23 protein-coding genes, 1 pseudogene and 1 riboswitch are annotated in these 16,941 nt (G+C 70.1%); of the genes and pseudogenes, 13 read left to right on the forward strand and 11 right to left on the reverse strand.

The genetic code is table 11. From position 1 onward, the window contains the following. The first annotated feature begins 175 nt into the window (after window positions 1–175). Both ACWDD7_RS23030 and ACWDD7_RS23035 read left to right on the forward strand, forming a co-directional pair. The gene (locus ACWDD7_RS23030; protein ID WP_450458712.1) at window positions 176–379 is read left to right on the forward strand and encodes a hypothetical protein; all 204 of its coding nucleotides are present in this window, start codon (window positions 176–178) and stop codon (window positions 377–379) included. Between the two features lie 140 nt (window positions 380–519). Continuing rightward, complete coding sequence (locus tag ACWDD7_RS23035) at window positions 520–1,026, forward strand: hypothetical protein (protein WP_450458713.1); 507 nt, start codon at window positions 520–522, stop codon at window positions 1,024–1,026. 109 nt (window positions 1,027–1,135) lie between these two features. Here ACWDD7_RS23035 and ACWDD7_RS23040 read toward each other — a convergent pair whose 3' ends face one another. From ACWDD7_RS23040 to ACWDD7_RS23055, 4 genes and pseudogenes are all read right to left on the reverse strand, one after another. After that, window positions 1,136–1,315, reverse strand: a complete 180-nt coding sequence (locus ACWDD7_RS23040) for a hypothetical protein (RefSeq protein WP_450458714.1) — start codon at window positions 1,313–1,315, stop codon at window positions 1,136–1,138. Between the two features lie 82 nt (window positions 1,316–1,397). Then, window positions 1,398–1,703: a DUF6247 family protein gene (locus tag ACWDD7_RS23045; RefSeq protein ID WP_450458824.1), complete on the reverse strand. Its 306-nt coding sequence runs from the start codon at window positions 1,701–1,703 to the stop codon at window positions 1,398–1,400. 96 nt (window positions 1,704–1,799) lie between these two features. Then, window positions 1,800–2,279, reverse strand: a pseudogene (locus tag ACWDD7_RS23050) (transposase); the annotation flags it as partial. Between the two features lie 33 nt (window positions 2,280–2,312). After that, window positions 2,313–2,621: a hypothetical protein gene (locus ACWDD7_RS23055; protein ID WP_450458715.1), complete on the reverse strand. Its 309-nt coding sequence runs from the start codon at window positions 2,619–2,621 to the stop codon at window positions 2,313–2,315. A gap of 112 nt (window positions 2,622–2,733) precedes the next feature. Here ACWDD7_RS23055 and ACWDD7_RS23060 point away from each other — a divergent pair, with 112 nt between their 5' ends. Further along, window positions 2,734–2,880 (forward strand): hypothetical protein, encoded by a 147-nt coding sequence (locus ACWDD7_RS23060; protein WP_450458716.1) that lies wholly within the window; start codon window positions 2,734–2,736, stop codon window positions 2,878–2,880. A 204-nt stretch (window positions 2,881–3,084) separates the two neighbouring features. Here ACWDD7_RS23060 and ACWDD7_RS23065 read toward each other — a convergent pair whose 3' ends face one another. Then, window positions 3,085–3,405, reverse strand: coding sequence for a hypothetical protein (locus ACWDD7_RS23065; RefSeq protein WP_395484412.1), 321 nt, complete (start codon window positions 3,403–3,405; stop codon window positions 3,085–3,087). A gap of 384 nt (window positions 3,406–3,789) precedes the next feature. Between ACWDD7_RS23065 and ACWDD7_RS23070 the strand changes: the two genes are divergently transcribed. Further along, window positions 3,790–3,957 carry a hypothetical protein gene (locus ACWDD7_RS23070; RefSeq protein ID WP_450458717.1) on the forward strand — a complete coding sequence of 56 codons (168 nt, stop codon included), beginning with the start codon at window positions 3,790–3,792 and terminating at the stop codon, window positions 3,955–3,957. On the opposite strand, the gene ACWDD7_RS23075 is transcribed toward ACWDD7_RS23070, so the two are convergent. The 3 genes from ACWDD7_RS23075 to ACWDD7_RS23085 form a co-directional block, all read right to left on the reverse strand. After that, on the reverse strand, window positions 3,958–4,356 hold the full coding sequence (locus ACWDD7_RS23075) for a transposase family protein (RefSeq protein WP_450458718.1): 399 nt from the start codon (window positions 4,354–4,356) through the stop codon (window positions 3,958–3,960). Window positions 4,357–4,450: 94 nt separating this feature from the next. Continuing rightward, a complete protein-coding gene (locus tag ACWDD7_RS23080; RefSeq protein ID WP_450458719.1) occupies window positions 4,451–4,858 on the reverse strand; it encodes a hypothetical protein in 408 nt (135 codons plus the stop codon). A 288-nt stretch (window positions 4,859–5,146) separates the two neighbouring features. Further along, window positions 5,147–6,085: a cupin domain-containing protein gene (locus ACWDD7_RS23085; protein ID WP_450458720.1), complete on the reverse strand. Its 939-nt coding sequence runs from the start codon at window positions 6,083–6,085 to the stop codon at window positions 5,147–5,149. Between the two features lie 111 nt (window positions 6,086–6,196). Here ACWDD7_RS23085 and ACWDD7_RS23090 point away from each other — a divergent pair, with 111 nt between their 5' ends. Together ACWDD7_RS23090 and ACWDD7_RS23095 are read left to right on the forward strand one after the other, a co-directional pair. After that, on the forward strand, window positions 6,197–7,045 hold the full coding sequence (locus ACWDD7_RS23090) for an NmrA family NAD(P)-binding protein (RefSeq protein ID WP_450458721.1): 849 nt from the start codon (window positions 6,197–6,199) through the stop codon (window positions 7,043–7,045). Further along, entirely contained in the window at window positions 7,042–7,491 is a 450-nt protein-coding gene (locus tag ACWDD7_RS23095; RefSeq protein WP_450458722.1) for a nuclear transport factor 2 family protein, read from the forward strand. Before ACWDD7_RS23090 ends, ACWDD7_RS23095 begins: the two co-directional genes overlap by 4 nt. A 459-nt stretch (window positions 7,492–7,950) precedes the next feature. Here the strand turns inward: ACWDD7_RS23095 and ACWDD7_RS23100 are convergent. Continuing rightward, window positions 7,951–8,753 (reverse strand): IS5 family transposase gene (locus tag ACWDD7_RS23100; protein ID WP_450458724.1). Its coding sequence is split into 2 segments (ribosomal slippage): window positions 7,951–8,408 and window positions 8,408–8,753, totalling 804 coding nucleotides; the frame shifts between segments, so codons are not numbered across the junction. Window positions 8,754–9,246: 493 nt separating this feature from the next. Here ACWDD7_RS23100 and ACWDD7_RS23105 point away from each other — a divergent pair. The 3 genes from ACWDD7_RS23105 to ACWDD7_RS23115 all read left to right on the forward strand — a co-directional run bounded on the left by ACWDD7_RS23105 (window position 9,247) and on the right by ACWDD7_RS23115 (window position 11,238). Then, entirely contained in the window at window positions 9,247–9,873 is a 627-nt protein-coding gene (locus tag ACWDD7_RS23105) for an ATP-dependent Clp protease proteolytic subunit (RefSeq protein ID WP_450458725.1), read from the forward strand. 7 nt (window positions 9,874–9,880) lie between these two features. Then, window positions 9,881–10,189, forward strand: coding sequence for a hypothetical protein (locus ACWDD7_RS23110; RefSeq protein WP_285558607.1), 309 nt, complete (start codon window positions 9,881–9,883; stop codon window positions 10,187–10,189). Window positions 10,190–10,607: 418 nt separating this feature from the next. Next, a riboswitch (cyclic di-AMP (ydaO/yuaA leader) is annotated at window positions 10,608–10,761 on the forward strand. 3 nt (window positions 10,762–10,764) lie between these two features. Then, window positions 10,765–11,238, forward strand: coding sequence for a C40 family peptidase (locus tag ACWDD7_RS23115; RefSeq protein WP_351867528.1), 474 nt, complete (start codon window positions 10,765–10,767; stop codon window positions 11,236–11,238). A 136-nt stretch (window positions 11,239–11,374) separates the two neighbouring features. Here the strand turns inward: ACWDD7_RS23115 and ACWDD7_RS23120 are convergent, their stop codons facing one another. Next, window positions 11,375–11,833 (reverse strand): ATP-binding protein, encoded by a 459-nt coding sequence (locus ACWDD7_RS23120; protein ID WP_450458726.1) that lies wholly within the window; start codon window positions 11,831–11,833, stop codon window positions 11,375–11,377. Between the two features lie 212 nt (window positions 11,834–12,045). Here ACWDD7_RS23120 and ACWDD7_RS23125 point away from each other — a divergent pair, with 212 nt between their 5' ends. After that, on the forward strand, window positions 12,046–12,909 hold the full coding sequence (locus ACWDD7_RS23125) for a helix-turn-helix domain-containing protein (RefSeq protein WP_450458727.1): 864 nt from the start codon (window positions 12,046–12,048) through the stop codon (window positions 12,907–12,909). A 10-nt stretch (window positions 12,910–12,919) separates the two neighbouring features. Further along, window positions 12,920–13,144 carry a DUF397 domain-containing protein gene (locus tag ACWDD7_RS23130; protein WP_392214305.1) on the forward strand — a complete coding sequence of 75 codons (225 nt, stop codon included), beginning with the start codon at window positions 12,920–12,922 and terminating at the stop codon, window positions 13,142–13,144. Between the two features lie 39 nt (window positions 13,145–13,183). Here ACWDD7_RS23130 and ACWDD7_RS23135 read toward each other — a convergent pair whose 3' ends face one another. Further along, window positions 13,184–14,311: an 8-amino-7-oxononanoate synthase gene (locus ACWDD7_RS23135; protein ID WP_450458729.1), complete on the reverse strand. Its 1,128-nt coding sequence runs from the start codon at window positions 14,309–14,311 to the stop codon at window positions 13,184–13,186. Window positions 14,312–14,458: 147 nt separating this feature from the next. Between ACWDD7_RS23135 and bioB the strand changes: the two genes are divergently transcribed. Then, a complete protein-coding gene (gene bioB / locus ACWDD7_RS23140) occupies window positions 14,459–15,658 on the forward strand; it encodes a biotin synthase BioB (protein ID WP_351867542.1) in 1,200 nt (399 codons plus the stop codon). Then, on the forward strand, window positions 15,651–16,940 hold the full coding sequence (locus tag ACWDD7_RS23145) for an adenosylmethionine--8-amino-7-oxononanoate transaminase (protein ID WP_351867544.1): 1,290 nt from the start codon (window positions 15,651–15,653) through the stop codon (window positions 16,938–16,940). The genes bioB and ACWDD7_RS23145 overlap by 8 nt, the downstream gene beginning before the upstream one ends. Window position 16,941 lies beyond the last annotated feature (1 nt).

Here is a 16,941-nt window from a genome sequence, read left to right on the forward strand (position 1 = left end):
CCCTCGGGAGACCACTGCGAAGCTTCGGGCACCGTGGCCTGTCGCCGCGGCGGTGAACCATCACGCCCCTACCTCGTGACAACCCGTCACCACACAAGAAGTGGACCAGAACCCGTTCTCGTGAATAAAGCCATTTTGGACGCCTTCGCCGCGGCGCTGAGCGTGCGCACGGGCGATGCGGACGTGGCCCGACGGCGTCCAGTGGATGTACCCGGTGGGCACGTGGGACGAGGCGCACCTGGAGGTGGCGCTCATGCCCGGCGGCGAGGAGGTGTGGCTGCGGATGTCCACCGACCGCTCCAGCGTCGCCGTGTGGACCATCGAGCAGTGGTGGCCCTTCTCCGGGGAGCTGCCCGGCGCAACGCCGCCGCAAGCCTGAGACGCGAGGCCCACGGCGGTTCGGCCGGCGCACGGACGGCGGAGGTCGACGTGGCTCCGGCGGGCCCGTGTCGTTGAGCATCCAGCCGCACCGCAGGCCCTGCGGTGGGCTGACCGCCGTAGCAACGCGAACGAGGACCGATGCCGAAGAAGCTGGCCCACGACCCGACGTACGGCTACGACCCGGAGACGCACACGGTCCGGGTCGACCAGCACGACCTGGCGCGGCTGCTGCTGATGTTCCGCTCGCTGATGCGCGAGCAGAAGCCGGGTTCGTGGGATCACATGAGGGACTACGACCTGTCCTTCGAGCGTCTCGCGGACGCGGTCGATGCCAGCTCGCAGATCCGGTACGGCAAGCGCTGGACGGGACCTGATCTGCGGATGCGCTGCACCACGACCGAGCCGGTGTACGACTGGCCGGAGGGCGCGCCGTACGACGGGGAGGCGACGTTCACCTGGATGGTGCCGGGCTACGGCTCGCACGCCTCCGAGGCCGATCAGGTGGACCTCTACTCGAACAAGGCGCTGTGCGGGTTCTACTGGGTGAAGGGCGACAGTCCGCGCCGCGTGGAGGGCCTGCCAGACTGCCCGGAGTGCCGGCGCGAGGTCCAGCTCGGTGCCGAACGGCCCCGCGGCCGCTGGTGACTACCGGTTGCCGCCCGGGTGGCAACCGGTGGATACGGCCGTGGCTACGATCGGAAACGCCCTGACCCCGGCAGTTGCGATGCCGGGGTCAGAGCGCCTGCACGGGTGGCTATCCGAGCCAGGTGATGGTGAAGACGGACAGGCGGCGCAGGGGCCGGTTCACCCAGTAGGTGAGGGAGAGCTGGCCGACGGAGGCGTGACGGACGTCCTTGCCCTCGGGGTCCTCCGTGTTCCACTGCCGGAAGCCCCACGGATCGCCGGCGGCTGCGTCCAGGACGTCCCACACCATGTCTTCGACGTGTTCGGGCAGGGTGTCGAGGACCTTCGCGGCCGGGGGGCGGAGAAGCGGACCGCGTACGGCTGCTGTGGGGTCACCGGCGCCGCCTGCGGAGCTCCGCCATGTCGATGAACTCGCTGTCGTCGTAACCGGAGGCGACGAACGCGTCGACCGCCGGGGCGGAGGCGAGGCGGCCCTGCCACTCCTGGACGACCTCGTACAGCCCACCGAGGGAGAACGTGCGCCGCGATTCCTCGAGGGCAGCCGCCCACTCCCGCTCGAAGGCCGGCACCCAGGTGTCCGCGCGCCGGTCGGCGCGCAGCTGGGCGAGGAGTTCGGCCGGAGCTCCCGGGGCGGGGGCGTACGGCGTGACGGGGGCGTGGTCGGGCTGCGCGCTCATCTGGTCCTCCCGGCGGGTCGTCACTTCACGGTACGCGCGCCGGGTGGCCGTGGATGCGGTCATGGGCGGATCCCCTCCTACTGGGTGCGCAGGGTCAGATATCGTGGACTTGGAGATCTCCGCGCCGTACACCTCGGCGAGATGCGCGGAGATCTCCCGATACGTCAGCCCCTTCGCCGACAGCGACAGGACCATCTCGTCCACCCCGCCCAGACGCCGCTGCCGCTTCTTGACCATCTGCGGCTCGAACGACCCCGCCCGGTCCCGCGGCACAGCGATCTCGACCGGCCCCGACTCGGTGATCACCGTCTTGGAGCGGTGCCCGTTGCGATAGTTGTCCCGGCCGCCCTCAGCCCGCTCACCGGGCTCGTGCCCCAGATGATCGGTGAGCTCACCCTCCAGCGCGGACTCCAGCACCCGCTTGGTCAGCTGCTGCAGCAGGCCGCCCTCCCAGGTGAGCTTCACCCCGCCGGCCTGAGCCCGGGCAACCAGCTCGGCGACCAGCCCGTCGTCCACGGCGCCCGGCCCACTCACAGCGGCCTTCCCGGCCTCGGTGTCACTCGTCACGTCAGTCATCAACTGTCGCTTCCAGCTCGGGAGTTACACCACTCACCGTACAGACCCTCTTTGGAGGAGATATCCGAGGCCATCGAGATGGGCGACGACTTCGCCCCGGCCGAGCCCACCGACGGCTACGCCATGACGATGACCGCCACCGTCCTCGACCACGGCGGCGCCGACCTGCCGCTCCTGGTCGCCGAGACCGTCGGCAAGGCGTACGTCGTCAACGACGGCTCCGGCGAGCTGACCAACGTGGTCGCCAGCCACCTGCTGGCACGCGGCTTCCACCTGGTCACCCGGCTGCGCCAGGCCCCGCCGCAGGTCGCCGAGTGGATCGGCGTGCTGCTGCTCGGGCACGGCCCGGCCGGCGAGGACGGGCTGCTGGTCCTCGACCCCGACGGTGGGAAGTTCTACACGGGTCCGTCGACCTGCCCGACGGCTCCCCCAGGCCGCCCGCTACGGCTGGGCCGTGCTGTACGTCGGCAACGTCGGCGGGCTCGATCCCCGCGCCCACGACACCAAGACCACCGCCAGGGCACTGCGCACCGCCACCCAGGCCGGGCAGCTGGTCGGCGCCCGCATCGCCGTCGGCACCCCGGAGCCCGCCCGGAGGTAGCCCCCGCCCGCCCATCCGCCCGTGCGCCGAGACCACCCCGGTCCCGGCGCACTGTGCTGTCCGGCCCGGGTGGGGGGATCGCCGAGGTAAGCCCAGAAGCCGCCAGTAGTTGATCTTGGAACAAACCAAAGGCCCGGTGCTCGTACGCTCCCCCCAACAGACACAGCAGCAGCAACACGAACACCGGGCCCAGGAACAGCAGCCTCAGCCCTCTTCCCAGTCCACGCTGCCCACACCCGTGCCGATCGGGCCGTTGCACCAGGCGCCGGACCAGCCCTCCTGACCGGGATTCAACGTCACCCAGTCACCGTTATGGTCGGCCTCCCAGCCGCAGACCACCTTGGCACGGAAGGCGATAGCTCGGTTGGTGTGGTTCACGCAGTGAGCGAAGCCATACGTTCCCTCATTGGTGACCCCGGTGTTACAGGTGAGTTCCTTGCCCTGCGCGCCGGCGGTCGATGGCCCAGCAAAGGACAAGAGCAGTGCCATGCCGACGAGCGTGGCAGCAGCAGCCTTACGGATCACGCGTATTCCTCCTTGCAGTAGCGCTGAACCTGAACCTAGAAGCGGTTGGCGTAACCCGCGAGGGCATACAGGAGTACGACGGGGCGCGCGGGATCATGACGGTGGCGCGAGGCAGAACGGACGCCGCCCGTACACGCCAGACTGCTCATCGGCGCCGTCGGCCCGGCGCCGTTTCGGGCGGACCCGCCCGAAACGGCGGGCAGCTCCGGTCAGCGCGCCGACCCGGGCCCGAAGGCCGGGGATATCTGGCTTTGGGGATCAATGGAACCGTGGTCATCGGCGAGAACGATCATGGAGCCGGAGCGGGGACAACGGCTAACGCTGAGCCGTTGATCTCGGGCCAAGGAGCACAGGCCGGAGGCTAACCGGGCCAGCGCCGGATCAGTGAGCCGTCACCTAAAGGGGGCTCGGTCGGCGACCTACAACCCCCGCCGCATCCAGAAACGGCTCGGCTACCTCAGCCCGATCGAGTACGAGGAGAAGCACTACGCCGACCAGACAGCGACCGAACAAGTGAACCTGAAACCACGTCAACCTGCCCTGACCAGCTAGTCAGCCACTCCCGCACTGCGGGGGAACCTCAGGCTGGCGGTCGGCAAGCCATCTGCCCACCGCCTGGTCCAGGGCATCACCGTCGATGCGGGCAAGCAGCCGACGGACCGTCGCCTCCGAGGGCACGAGCCTTCGGGGCAGTAATGGATCGGGGCGCACGCCGAGTCGCTCCAGCACGTGCGGCGGCGCGTCCGCGATCCACTCGCCGACCGCCAGTAGCGAGGTGGCGCCAGTCAGCACCGCGCAGGCGGTCAGCGTGAGCACGACGGCCAGAGTATGGCGCACGCCGCGCGGATCACGCGGATCCGGCACCTGAGCCAACCGCTCCAGCAGGCCAGGCACCTCCCCGGGCCCGACGTCGGACTGCTCGCGGAGCCGGTCAAGGGCAGGCGGGATCAAGGATGATGCGTCGGCAGGCACGGTCTTCCAGGCAGGTCACGGACGTGGAGCACTCCATGATCACGAGTACCTTTCCTGCATCGCCCGCTCACAGCTACGCCGCGGCCTCGCCCGCAATCCAGGTCTGCCAGACACGACGGGTGTTCGGCAGGTCAGGGCGATCAAGAAGCCAGGGCACGTACCCGGCGTGGCACCGGGCCCACGGACTGTCCGACTCTGCCGCCCGACCGAGCCTGCCCCGTAGATCAGCGCTGTCGACAGCCCGGGCAACCCGCACGTATTCGCGATCCTTGCAGCGATACGCCCGGTGGACGACGATCTCGACCAGGTCGGTGAGCTTCGCCTTGATCGCTTCGTCCTGGCGAGCACGGGCCACCTTCCGGATCAGGCTCTGCTTCGTACCCCACGCCTTCGCATGCTGCGTCCACTCCAGCGGGTACCTCGCCTCCCACTCCAGGAAGAGCAACGCATAAGGCAGCCCCGGCCACGTCGCCAGTTCCACGTCCACAGGACCGCCCCACACCCCATTGTTGACGCTCTTTGAAAGTCCCCAACCCCCGCTCAGTCAGGGGACAGACGTGCTCGCGCGATTCCCCCACTGCTGATGCCGGGGCACGGCCGGAAGGCGACTCTTTGGATACGAGCTCGCGGCGATCGGTCTGCTCAGTGGCGAGCCGTCCCTGCACCACCAGAACCTCCGCGCAGATCAAGCCGTTGATCGGCAGCCAGGACATGGACACGGAGTCCAGGAGGCGCGCTGGATGAGACGTTGAAACGGGCATGGCGTTGATCAAGATCCGTGGTGCGTGGTGAGCAGCCGCGTCTGTGCGGTCGCTCGTCCTCTCTGTCGCCAGATGCCGGGCGGTTCTCCGTGGTGGCGGCGGAAGGCGGCGGCGAAAGCGAAGGGGGAACCGTAGCCGACGGCGTCGGCGATCTGGGGCAGGGTGAGATCGTCGGCGCGCAGGTGGTCGCGGGCGATGGTCATGCGCCATTCGGTCAGGTACTGCATCGGGGCCTGACCAAGTGCCTCCCTGAACACCCGCGCGAAGGCGGCCCGGGACAGGCCGCTGATCTCGGCGAGTTCGGGGACCGTCCACGGGTGGGCGGCGTTGTCGTGGATGGCTTGCAGCGCGGGGCCCAGCCGTGGGTCCGCGGCGGCCCGGTACCAGCGTGGTGCGGTCGTGCTGCGGCGGAAGTCGCTGCGGATGGCCAGGACGAGGAGCAGGTCCAGGAGGCGGTCCAGGACGATCTGCTGGGCGAGTTCGTTGCGTACCAGTTCGCGGGACAGCAAGGTGATCACGTCCCGCAAGGGGTCGTCGTCGGCCGCTGAGAGGGTCATGACCTGGGGCAGCGCGTCCAGGAGCCCGCTGCCGACGTCGCCGGAGAACTGGTAGGCGCCGCACAGGAAAACGGTGGCCTGCGGGTTGTCCCCGGGGTGCGTCTGGGCGTGGCGTGCCCGGAACTCCTCCGGCTCCAGGCAGGCGGCGCCCGGCTCATGCCCGATGCAGTGGTCCGGTCCGCCGCGAACCAGCGTGACGCTTCCCGGGATGAGCTCCACAGTGCTGCCGGGGGTGTCCAGCCAGAGGTAGCCGCGGCCGCGGACGACCGTGTGCACCGACAGCTGTATCGAACCGCCCAGCCGCAGGCCCCACGGCGGTTCGGCGACTGTCCGCGCGAACACCGCGCCGGTGGCGCGTGCCCGCACCAAGTGGTCAGTCAGCAGGTCCATGGGATCAGCGTGCCCAGAACGAACATCCAGGGTCAAGGCATGAGAGCCTCACGTAAAAGATCGAGCGAATCGCACATGGATTATCTCGCTCCGGGCTTCGAGCATGGAGCCATGAACAACGAAGCACCCATCGCACTCATCCTCGGCGGCACCGGCCGGTCCGGTTCACTGCTGGCCGACGCACTCGCCCAGCGAGGAATCACCCCCCGTACCGCAGCGCGTAGCGGGGCTGACGTCCGGTTCGACTGGGACGACCCTGCCACCCACAAGGCCGCCCTGGACGGCGTTGACCGTCTCTATCTGGTGACACCCACCGCGCGTATCAGCTACGCCGACCAGGTCAGGGCCTTCCTGGACCTCGCCGAGGCGGCCGGCGTGCGCCATGTCACCTACCTGAGCGTGTACAACGCCGATCAGGCGCCGCCGGAGGTCGACATCGCGGCCGTCGAGGCCGATCTGGCGTCCCGGCAGGGCATCACGCACTCGGTCCTGCGCACGTCGTGGGTGATGCAGAACTTTGCCGACGGCCACCTCCCCATCATCGACGGAGTGATGATGGTCCCGAGCGGCGGCGGAGGGGAGGCGTTCGTCGACGCGGCCGACATCGCGGCGGTCGCGGCCCAGACGCTGCTGGACCCCGAGACCCACGCCGGTGCCGTCTACTCGCTCACCGGCCCGCAGGCCCTCACCTTCCAGGAGGTCGCGGACATCATCGCTTCCGTGAGCGGCCGTCCCGTCGCCTACCACGACCTCGACCAGGAGATGTGGATTGCCGGTGCGCTCGCCGCGGGTGTCCCCGCCGACTACGCGGTGATGATGCGCTGGCTCACCGGCGCCATCATCGCCGGCAACGGTGCCACGCCCACCGGTGACGTCGAGAAAGTCACCGGCCGTCCGGCGACCGGCTTCCGCGCGTTCGCCGAGCGCAGCGCCCACGCCTGGACCTCGGAGGCGAAGTGAGCAAGACCGTTGACGACAACGCTTCCTTCGGGGCGAACAGCCCGTTCTTCCGCATCATCAAGGAGGGGCTGGACGGCCTGGTCGACGGGGAGGACTACTACGCCCTGCTGGCCGAGGACGTGGTCTTCGAGTACGTGATCACCGTGCCGGGCTACCCCCGCCGGGTCGAGGGACGCCAGGGGATCATCGACCTGTACAGCGACTACGGCAACTACATCAAGCTGCACAGCGCGGACAACCTCCGCGTTCACCGGGACCCCGAGACCTCGGTGGTCGTCCTGGAGTACGAAGTCCACGGCACTTCGGCAGTGACGGAACGGCCATACGACAACCGCTTCGTCTCCGTCGTGACCGTCAAAGACCGCAAGGTGACGCACTGGCGCGACTACCTGGACCCCATCGCCGTATTCGACGCACAAGGATGGCCGCAAGACCCCCGCTCGTAACGCCGGCGTACCCGCCGAGACCGGCATCAGTCGAGCGATTGACTTCCTCGCCAGGACGCCCCCAATGGCTGAGCCCGTCGCACGCCCGCGTCTTCTGGAAGCCGACGCGGGCGTGATGACTGCCGAGGAGCCTCCTGCTGACGAGCAGCAGCCCTGACGATCTCCACATGGTCGGCTCAGGCCCACTGGCGATCAGTCAACGAAGTGAGGAACGAAGAGCGAGACCGGGGATTTTCACGAAGCCTCATCACCATCAGGCAGCGAACACTTCTGGGCCTGCTGATGCCTCCGGCGCGCGCAGAAGGGCCGGCTCCCGGTACTGCTCGTCCGCTCCCAGGGGCCGAGTCAGCAGCCACATCTCGTTGGACCGGGCGAGTGCGTCCGCGACCTTCCTCTGGGCCTCCACCAGATGGGCGAGCGCTGCACCTCTCGCAACCGGATCCTCCGCTATAAGAGGTCCTAACAAAGGCGTTGGACGTGTCGGTGGGTGATGAGACAGGTGGCGAGGCCGAGGAAGGCTTCGTGGATGTCGTCGCGTCGTTCCCAGCGGACGCGTAGACGCCGGAAGCCGTGAAGCCAGGCGATGGTGCGCTCGACCACCCACCGGACCTTGCCCAGTCCGGAGCCATGGGCGACACCGCGTCGGGCGATCACGGGTTTGATGCCACGCTTCCACAGCAGGCGGCGGTACTTGTCGAAGTCGTAGCCCCGGTCCGCGTACAGTCGCCGTGGCTTGCGGCGGGGGCGTCCCCGCAGACCCCGGATAGATGGGACCGCGTCCAACAAGGGCAGGAGCTGGGTGACATCGTGCCGGTTGCCGCCGGTGAGCGTGACGGCGAGCGGGGTTCCGTGACGGTCGACGATCAAGTGGTGCTTGGAGCCGGGGCGGGCCCGATCGACGGGCGATGGGCCGACGTGACTTTGAGGGCCCGGACGTGCGAGCCGTCCACGGCGCAGTCGTCCAGGTCCAGCAGGTCGGCGCGGCGCAGTTCGGTCAGCAGGTCGGCGTGCAGGCATGGCCAGACGCCGGCCTCGGTCCAGTCCCGCAGCCGGCGCCAGGCCGTCATCCCGGAGCAGCCCACAGTCTCCGCGGGGACGTCACGCCAGGCGACACCGGTCCGCAACACATACAGGACGCCAGCGAGTGCAATTCGGTCGGGAACACGCAACCGCCCCGGATGGCGGCGGCGCCGCTCGGGAGCGGGCGGCAGCAGCGGAGCCACCCGCTCCCACAAGTCGTCAGGAACAAGATCAGCACGCACTCCGGACACCCTGCCGACCAAGATCACTAAGCGCAAGACCTGCAGCTCAACTCATTCTGAAACGATCAGTTACACGGCACGATCGTGCACTCCCGGACGGCACACCAAGGCACGTACAGCCAGGTCGGACGCTATCCGGCTCCTCAAACGCTGTCACTTCCCAAGCCGAGAGTGCGAGTTCGACCCGCTCCACGCAAAACCCCAGGTCGGCGGGATCCGCAGGGCGGCGTCCCTGGATCCCCGCGGCCGGTTCATCTCGTCGATCGGGCACTCGACGACCCGCCCGGTCATCCGATGGATCTCGGCCTTGTTGCCGCAGTTCCAGGAACAGTTGTGAGACATCTGTGACCAGCGAGGAGCAAAAAGGCCCTCTGACCTGGGCATTTGACGTGATCACCAGAATCCGGTCCCATCATAACGGCTGGTACGTCCTGTACATTCTGTACAGAAGTCGGAGATCATCGGTCTCCGCCATGAGGAGGGGTGTGCCCAGATGTCCCGACCGTCCGCCCGTTACGTCCTGCCCGAGTTCACCGAGCGCACCAACTTCGGGGAGCAGCGGCTCGATCCCTACTCGAAGCTGTTCGAGAACCGGGTCGTCTTCCTCGGAACGCCCCTGGACGAGGCGGCGGCCGGCGATGTGATCACCCAGTTCATGCACCTCGAACACCTGGCCCCGGACCGGGACATCACGCTGTATCTGAACTGCCCGGGCGGCTCGTTCCACGCCATGACGGCGGTCTACGACACGATGCGGTACGTCACCTGCGAGGTGCAGACCTACTGCCTGGGCCAGGCCGCCTCGGTCGGCGCCCTGCTGCTGGCCGCCGGCACCCCCGGCAAGCGGTTCACCCTGCCCGGCGCCCGGGTGGTGCTGTCCCAGCCCGCGCTGCCCGAGCCGGCCCAGGGCCAGCCGAGCGACCTGCTGATCCAGGCCGAGGAGCTGGTCAGGCTGCGCACCCTGATGGAGGAGATGCTGGTCCGGCACACCGGGCGCACCGAGGAACAGGTCCACCGGGACCTGGAGCGGGACCTGATGCTGGACGCGCCGGGCGCGCTGTCGTACGGCCTGGTGGACGGCGTGGTGCCCAGCCGCCGCGACCTCCCCGGCGAGCGGTGAGCCGGCCGTGCTGCCCGAGGAGCTGCCGCCGCTGCCCGCGCTGACGCAGGCGGAGGGTGAACTGGTCGACCACTATCTGGCGGTGGTCGACCTGCTCGGCAGGATCAACCCGGCGCGCGACGGGGACACCTATCGCGGGCTGCGCGCCGCGCAGGCGCTGGTGCGCAAGGCCGAAGAGCTGCGCGCCGCGCTGGAGCTGATGCACGAGCGGGGCGAGCGGGAGCTGCACGGGGGCACGCTGGCACGGGCCCTCCGGGTGCTGGACGGCGAGCGCCGGGCCGCTCGCGTCGCGCTCCCGCCGGACGCCGTGGGCTGATCCGGACGCACGCCGGGTCCGGCGGGTGCGGGACGTCCGCGCATCCGCCGGGTCCCGACACCAAACGGTCCGAACGACGTACCGCCGACCGGTGTATATCCGAATCGGTTTTCCGCTCTGCCGAGTTGCGCGCGCGCCGTGTACATGCTCCGTTCAGGGCCGTCTTTTCCCAGGTCCGGGGCTACGCACGGGAACTGACGGAGCATCGATCACCGCGGCGTCCACCCGAGTGGGCGAGTCGTGAGTAACGCCACATATTCCCGGTTCCATTGGGATTTTCGGACAGCTGTGGGTGAAGATCCCTGTCTGACGACAAGACCCCGCCGCCGCGGCGGGGCGATCCGGGCGGACGCCGAATCCTGCCGCCGCCCGGATGACCGGTCGACAGGAGTGGATCGGCAGGAGTGGAGGACCCAGGCAAGGCGGGTCGCCGAAGCGGAAGACCGTCCGGTGGACACGGACGGGCGAACGCTCCGGGCGACCCTTGGGGTGAAGCCGTGGCAACGCGGCCGGGCTACTTCGCCAGCCCGAATCCGACAGGTCATCCTTCACAGGCGGCTGACGAAGGGTTGCGCATGACTGCGCTCAATCGTGTCCCGTCGCTGATGGCCCGTGCCGGTACGGCTTCGGCCCTCACTCTGGCCGCCGTGGGCGGCTCGATCGCTGCCCCGGGCCTCGCCACCGACGCCTCGGCCGCGACACTGGCGACGAAGGCCCTGAACATCGCGGCGTCCAAGAAGGGCGCCCCGTACCAGTGGGGGGCCACCGGACCGCGTCGCTTCGACTGCTCGGGACTGACGCTCTACTCGTTCAAGAAGGCCGGCAAGAAGCTGCCGCGGACCGCCGCCCAGCAGTACAACAAGACCCACCACATCTCCGCCGGCAGCCGCAGAGCCGGTGACCTGGTGTTCTTCCACTACGGCTCGTACGTCTACCACGTCGGCATCTACGCCGGGCACGGCAAGATCTGGCACGCGCCGAAGACCGGCGCCGTGGTGCGGCTGGAGAAGATCTGGTCCAAGAGCGTCTGGTACGGCCGGGTCAGCTGACCCCGCCTTCACACGGGAGCGACTCCAGCCACCGGGCCGTTCCCCGTGCTTCCCCCGTCTCCGGTACCGCCTCCAGCCCATGGGCGGCCGGGACGGGGCACCCTCGCCCGCCGGACGAACGTGTCGCGGCTCCGCGCTACGGCTCCTGCTGGCCCGCCGCCGTCATCGGCTCGGCCGGGACGGTCCAGGGCAGCTCGATGGAGACCGTCTTGCCGCCCTCACGGGTGGGACGGACACGGAGCCTGCCACCGCACTCGGCGGTGAGCCAGCGGATGATGACCATGCCACGGCCGTTGTCCTGCTGCACGGCCGCGGGCAGTCTCTTCGGGAAGCGGGGATGACTGTCCGTGACGCCGATGCGCAGCCGTTCGTCGCGGTCCAGCACGATGTCGACCGTGAAGGTCGGGGACCGCCCGAAGGTGTGCTGGACGGCGTTGGTGGCCAGTTCGGAGACGATGAGCCGCACGGTGTCCGCCGCCTCGGTGTCCGCCGGCAGGCCCCACTCCGCCAGGGTGCCCACCACGTACGACCGCGCGGCGGCGACCGAGGCGGGATCGCTGGGCAGAGTGACGGATGCTTCCAGTTGGTCTGCCATGGCGACGTCGTCCCTTTCCCACGGGACCGAAGTCCGACATGGAGCGGATGGTTCGAGTACGGTCCCGGACTGGTGCTTCCTCGTCAGACTGCCATCACCGGACCGTCACGGGGAGCGATCCATCGAGATATGCATATATCTGTCGCTCGATGCGGTGAACTCTGCGCCGGGAGACCGTATGGGGGCGGCCCCTGAGGAGTAAGGAGGAGCCCATGCAGAACGGGCCGGCAGTGCGCCGCCGCAAATTGGGTGCCGAACTGCGCACGCTGCGCACCGGTGCGGGGCTCACCAGTGGGGAGGCGGCCCGCCTGGTCGGCTGGCACCAGTCGAAGGTGAGCCGCATCGAGACGGGCGCCAGTGGTGTGAAACCGGCCGATCTGCGCTTGCTTCTGGACGCCTACGCCGTGCGGGACGCCCAGCTGCGCGAGCTGCTGCTGATGCTGGCCGGCTCCGAGGCCGGCGACGGCCACCGCAACCGCTGGTGGCACGCCTACCGCGGGGTGCTCCCGCCCACGTACCGGGACTTCATCAGCCTGGAGTCGCAGGCCAGCGCGATGCGCACCCTGGAGACCACCGTCGTGCCCGGCCTGCTCCAGACGGCCGAGTACGCCCGCGCGGTGACCCGGGCGGCCGTCAAGGACCTGGCCGAGGAGCGCCTGGACGCGCTGGTGGAGGTGCGCCTGGCCCGGCAGGACGTGCTGCGCTCGAACCCGCCGCTGGAGCTGTGCGCGGTCCTGGACGAGGCGGTGCTGCGCCGCGAGGTCGGCGGTCCCGAGGTGATGGCGCGCCAGCTGGAGCGGCTGATGGACGCCGCCCGACTGCCCCAAGTACGGCTCCAGGTACTGCCATTCGGGGCGGGAGCGCATGTCGGCCTTACCGGGCCTTTCGTTATCTTCTCATTTCCGAGCACTTCTGATCTCGATGTGGTTGTTCTAGACCAGTTGACGAGTAGCCTCTACCTGGAACGGAAAGAAGACCTCCGGGCGTACTCGGAGGCCTTCCGCACCCTCCAGAGCCACGCTCTTTCCCCCCACGATTCGCTCGACTACATCGCCGGGATAGGTGACGGCGCGTAAGGAGGCACCATTGTCTGCCCTGCCTCGGAACGTCCCTGCCAGTACCGACCTGTACGACGTGCGCTGGTCGCGCAGCAGTTACAGCACGGGAGCCAACAACTGCGTGGAGACGGCACGGCCGCGCTCCGGACCCTGGTCCGGACTGCTCGCCGTGCGCGACTCGAAGGACCCCGCCGGGCCCGCGCTGCTCTTCTCCGCCGCCAGCTGGGCCGGCTTCGTGGCCGCGCTCCGCTGAGACCTGTTCACCCGCGAAGCACGGCCGTGTTCCGCCGACTCACGGTCGCGTCTCGCCGATCACCCGCACCGCGTGTGCGATCTCGGCCCCGGAGAGGTCCGCGCGGGCGGTCAGCCGCAGCCGTGAGATGCCGTCGGGCACGGAGGGAGGACGGAAACAGCCCACGGCCAGGCCTGCCGTACGGCAGTCGGCCGCCCAGCGCACCGCCTGCTCCGGGGACGGGGCCCGTACGGAGACCACCGCGGCGTCCGGACGCACCGACTCCAGACCCGCGGCGGTCAGCCGCGCGTGCAGCTCCCCCGCCACCTCGCGGGCCCGTGCCGCCCGTTCGGGCTCCCGGCCGAGCAGCCGCAGGGCCGCGAGGGCCGCGCCGGCCGCCGCCGGCGCGAGGCCGGTGTCGAAGATGAACGTCCGGGCCGCGTTGACCAGGTGGTCGATCACCCGCGCGGGACCCAGGACCACCCCGCCCTGGCTGCCGAGCGACTTGGACAGGGTCGCGGTGACCACCACGTCCGGCGCGCCCGCGAGCCCGGTCGCGTGCGGCGCCCCGCGGCCGCCGTCGCCCAGCACGCCGAGGCCGTGGGCGTCGTCCACCACGAGTCCCGCGCCGCGCTCCCGGCACGCCTCGGCCAGCGCGGCCAGCGGCGCCCGGTCGCCGTCGACCGAGAACACGGTGTCCGAGACCACGATGGCCGGTCCCGCGTGCGTGGCGAGGGCCTTGCGCACCGCCTGCGGGTCGGCGTGCCCGACGACCTGGGTCTCGCCCCGGGCGAGCCGGCAGCCGTCGATGAGCGAGGCGTGGTTGCCCGCGTCGGAGACGACGAGGGAGCCGTGCGGGCCGAGCGCGGTGACCGCGGCCAGGTTGGCGGCGTAGCCGGAGGAGAAGACCAGGGCCGCCTCGAAGCCGCAGAACGCGGCCAACTCGCGTTCGAGTTCGGCGTGCAGCGCGGTGGTGCCGGTGACCAGCCGGGAGCCGGTGGCGCCGCCGCCCCAGGTGCGGGCGGCCCGCGCCGCGCCCTCGGTCACCTCGGGGTGCCGGGCGAGGCCCAGGTAGTCGTTGCTCGCCAGATCCAGCAGCGGGGAGTCGGCGGGGCGCGGGCTGAGGCGCCGTACGAGCCCGGCCCGGCGGCGCGCCCCGGCCTGCTCCTCGATCCAGCCGAACGCCATGAGTCCTCCGGAGGTTTTGTAGGTAGCGCACAGACCCTAGCGGGCCGACCGGACGCCCACCGTGTGGCAATACCCACACGGTGAACCGGCTTCGTTGTGCGGAGTCTCCTTGGCCCGGGGCGGTCCCGTAAGACAGGATCGGGCCTCATGGACCTGCTGAACACGCTGGTGGACAAGGGGCTTCGGCGCGAGCTGCCGACCCGCGAGGAAGCGCTCGCCGTGCTGGCCACCTCCGACGACGACCTGCTCGATGTGGTGGCCGCGGCCGGCAAGGTGCGCCGGCACTGGTTCGGCCGGCGCGTGAAACTCAACTACCTGGTCAACCTCAAGTCGGGGCTGTGCCCCGAGGACTGCTCCTACTGCTCCCAGCGGCTCGGCTCCGAGGCGGGCATCCTCAAGTACACCTGGCTCAAGCCCGACGAGGCCTCCCAGGCCGCCGCCGCGGGGCTCGCGGGCGGCGCCAAGCGCGTCTGCCTGGTGGCGAGCGGGCGCGGCCCGACCGACCGGGACGTGGACCGGGTCTCGCAGACCATCAAGGCCATCAAGGAGGAGAACGAGGGCGTCGAGGTGTGCGCGTGCCTCGGGCTGCTCTCGGACGGCCAGGCCGAACGGCTGCGCGAGGCGGGCGCGGACGCCTACAACCACAACCTGAACACCTCCGAGTCCACCTACGGGGACATCACCACCACCCACACGTACGCCGATCGGGTGGACACGGTGCAGAAGGCGCACGCGGCCGGGCTGTCGCCGTGCTCCGGGCTGATCGCCGGCATGGGCGAGAGCGACGAGGACCTGGTGGACGTCGTCTTCTCGCTGCGCGAGCTGGACCCCGACTCCGTCCCGGTGAACTTCCTGATCCCGTTCGAGGGCACCCCGCTGGCCAAGGAGTGGAACCTCACCCCGCAGCGCTGTCTGCGGATCCTGGCGATGGTCCGCTTCGTCTGCCCGGACGTGGAGGTGCGCATCGCGGGCGGCCGTGAGGTGCACCTGCGCACGATGCAGCCCCTCGCGCTGAACCTGGCCAACTCCATCTTCCTCGGCGACTACCTGACCAGCGAGGGTCAGGCGGGCAAGGCCGACCTGGAGATGATCGCCGACGCCGGCTTCGAGGTGGAGGGCGCCGAGCAGGTGACCCTGCCGGAGCACCGCGCGGGCGGGGGCTGCCACGAGGGCGCCGCCGCCGGCTGCCACGAGGGCGGTACGGGCGGCTGCCACGAGGGCGCGGGGGTCTGCGGGTCGGCTCCCGCGGAGCCGGCCGGGGAGCCGGTGGCCGCGAACGAGCCGCGCACCGACCTGGTCGCCGTCCGCCGCCGGGGCGCCGGAACGGATCTCGCGCCCAATGCCTGATCTGCCCCGCCTGAGCGTCCCCGAGCTGCTGGAGCTGGACCGGCGGCACGTCTGGCATCCGTACGGCCCGATGCCCGGACGGGCCGAACCGCTCGTCGTGGAGTCGGCGAGCGGGGTCCGGCTGCGGCTCGCGGACGGCTCGGGCGAGCTGGTGGACGGCATGTCCTCGTGGTGGTCGGCGATCCACGGCTACAACCACCCGGTCCTCAACGAGGCGGCGCGGGGACAGCTGGAGCGCATGAGCCATGTGATGTTCGGCGGGCTCACCCACGAGCCCGCGGTCCGGCTCGCGAAGCTCCTTGTCGACATGTCGCCGGACGGTCTGGAGCATGTGTTCCTGGCCGACTCCGGCTCGGTGTCGGTCGAGGTCGCGGTCAAGATGTGCCTCCAGTACTGGCGTTCGCTCGGCCGGCCCGGCAAGCGGCGGATGCTGACCTGGCGGGGCGGCTACCACGGGGACACCTGGCATCCGATGTCGGTGTGCGACCCCGAGGGCGGGATGCACGAGCTGTGGTCCGGCGCGCTGCCGCGCCAGGTCTTCGCGGACGCGCCGCCGGCCGGGTACGAGGAGTCGTACGCGGAACACCTGCGCGAGCTGATCGGGCGGCACGCGGACGAGCTGGCCGCGGTGATCGTGGAGCCGGTGGTGCAGGGCGCCGGGGGCATGCGCTTCCACTCCCCCGCGTATCTGCGGGTGCTGCGCGAGGCGTGCGACGCGCACGACGTGCTCCTGGTGTTCGACGAGATCGCGACCGGTTTCGGGCGTACCGGGGCACTGTTCGCGGCGGACCACGCGGCCGTCAGCCCGGACGTGATGTGCGTGGGCAAGGCGCTGACCGGCGGCTATCTGACGATGGCGGCCACGCTGTGCACGGCACGGGTGGCGACGGGGATCTCGCGGGGCGAGGTGCCGGTGCTGGCGCACGGGCCGACGTTCATGGGCAATCCGCTGGCGGCGGCCGTGGCCTGCGCCTCGCTGGAGCTGCTCAGGGGCAGAGACTGGCAGGCCGAGGTCAAGCGGATCGAGGCGGGCCTCACCGCGGGCCTCGCACCGGCGGCCGAACTGCCCGGGGTGCGCGACGTACGGGTGCTGGGCGCGATCGGGGTCGTCCAGCTGGACCACGAGATCGACATGGCCGCGGCCACCCGTGCGGCCGTACGGGAGGGCGTGTGGCTGCGCCCGTTCCGCGATCTCGTGTACACGATGCCGCCGTACGTCACGTCGGACGAGGACGTGGCGCGGATCGCGCGCGCGGTGTGCGCCGCGGCGCGGGAGGGTTGAG

It is taken from the genome of Streptomyces sp. NPDC001056, assembly GCF_053598955.1.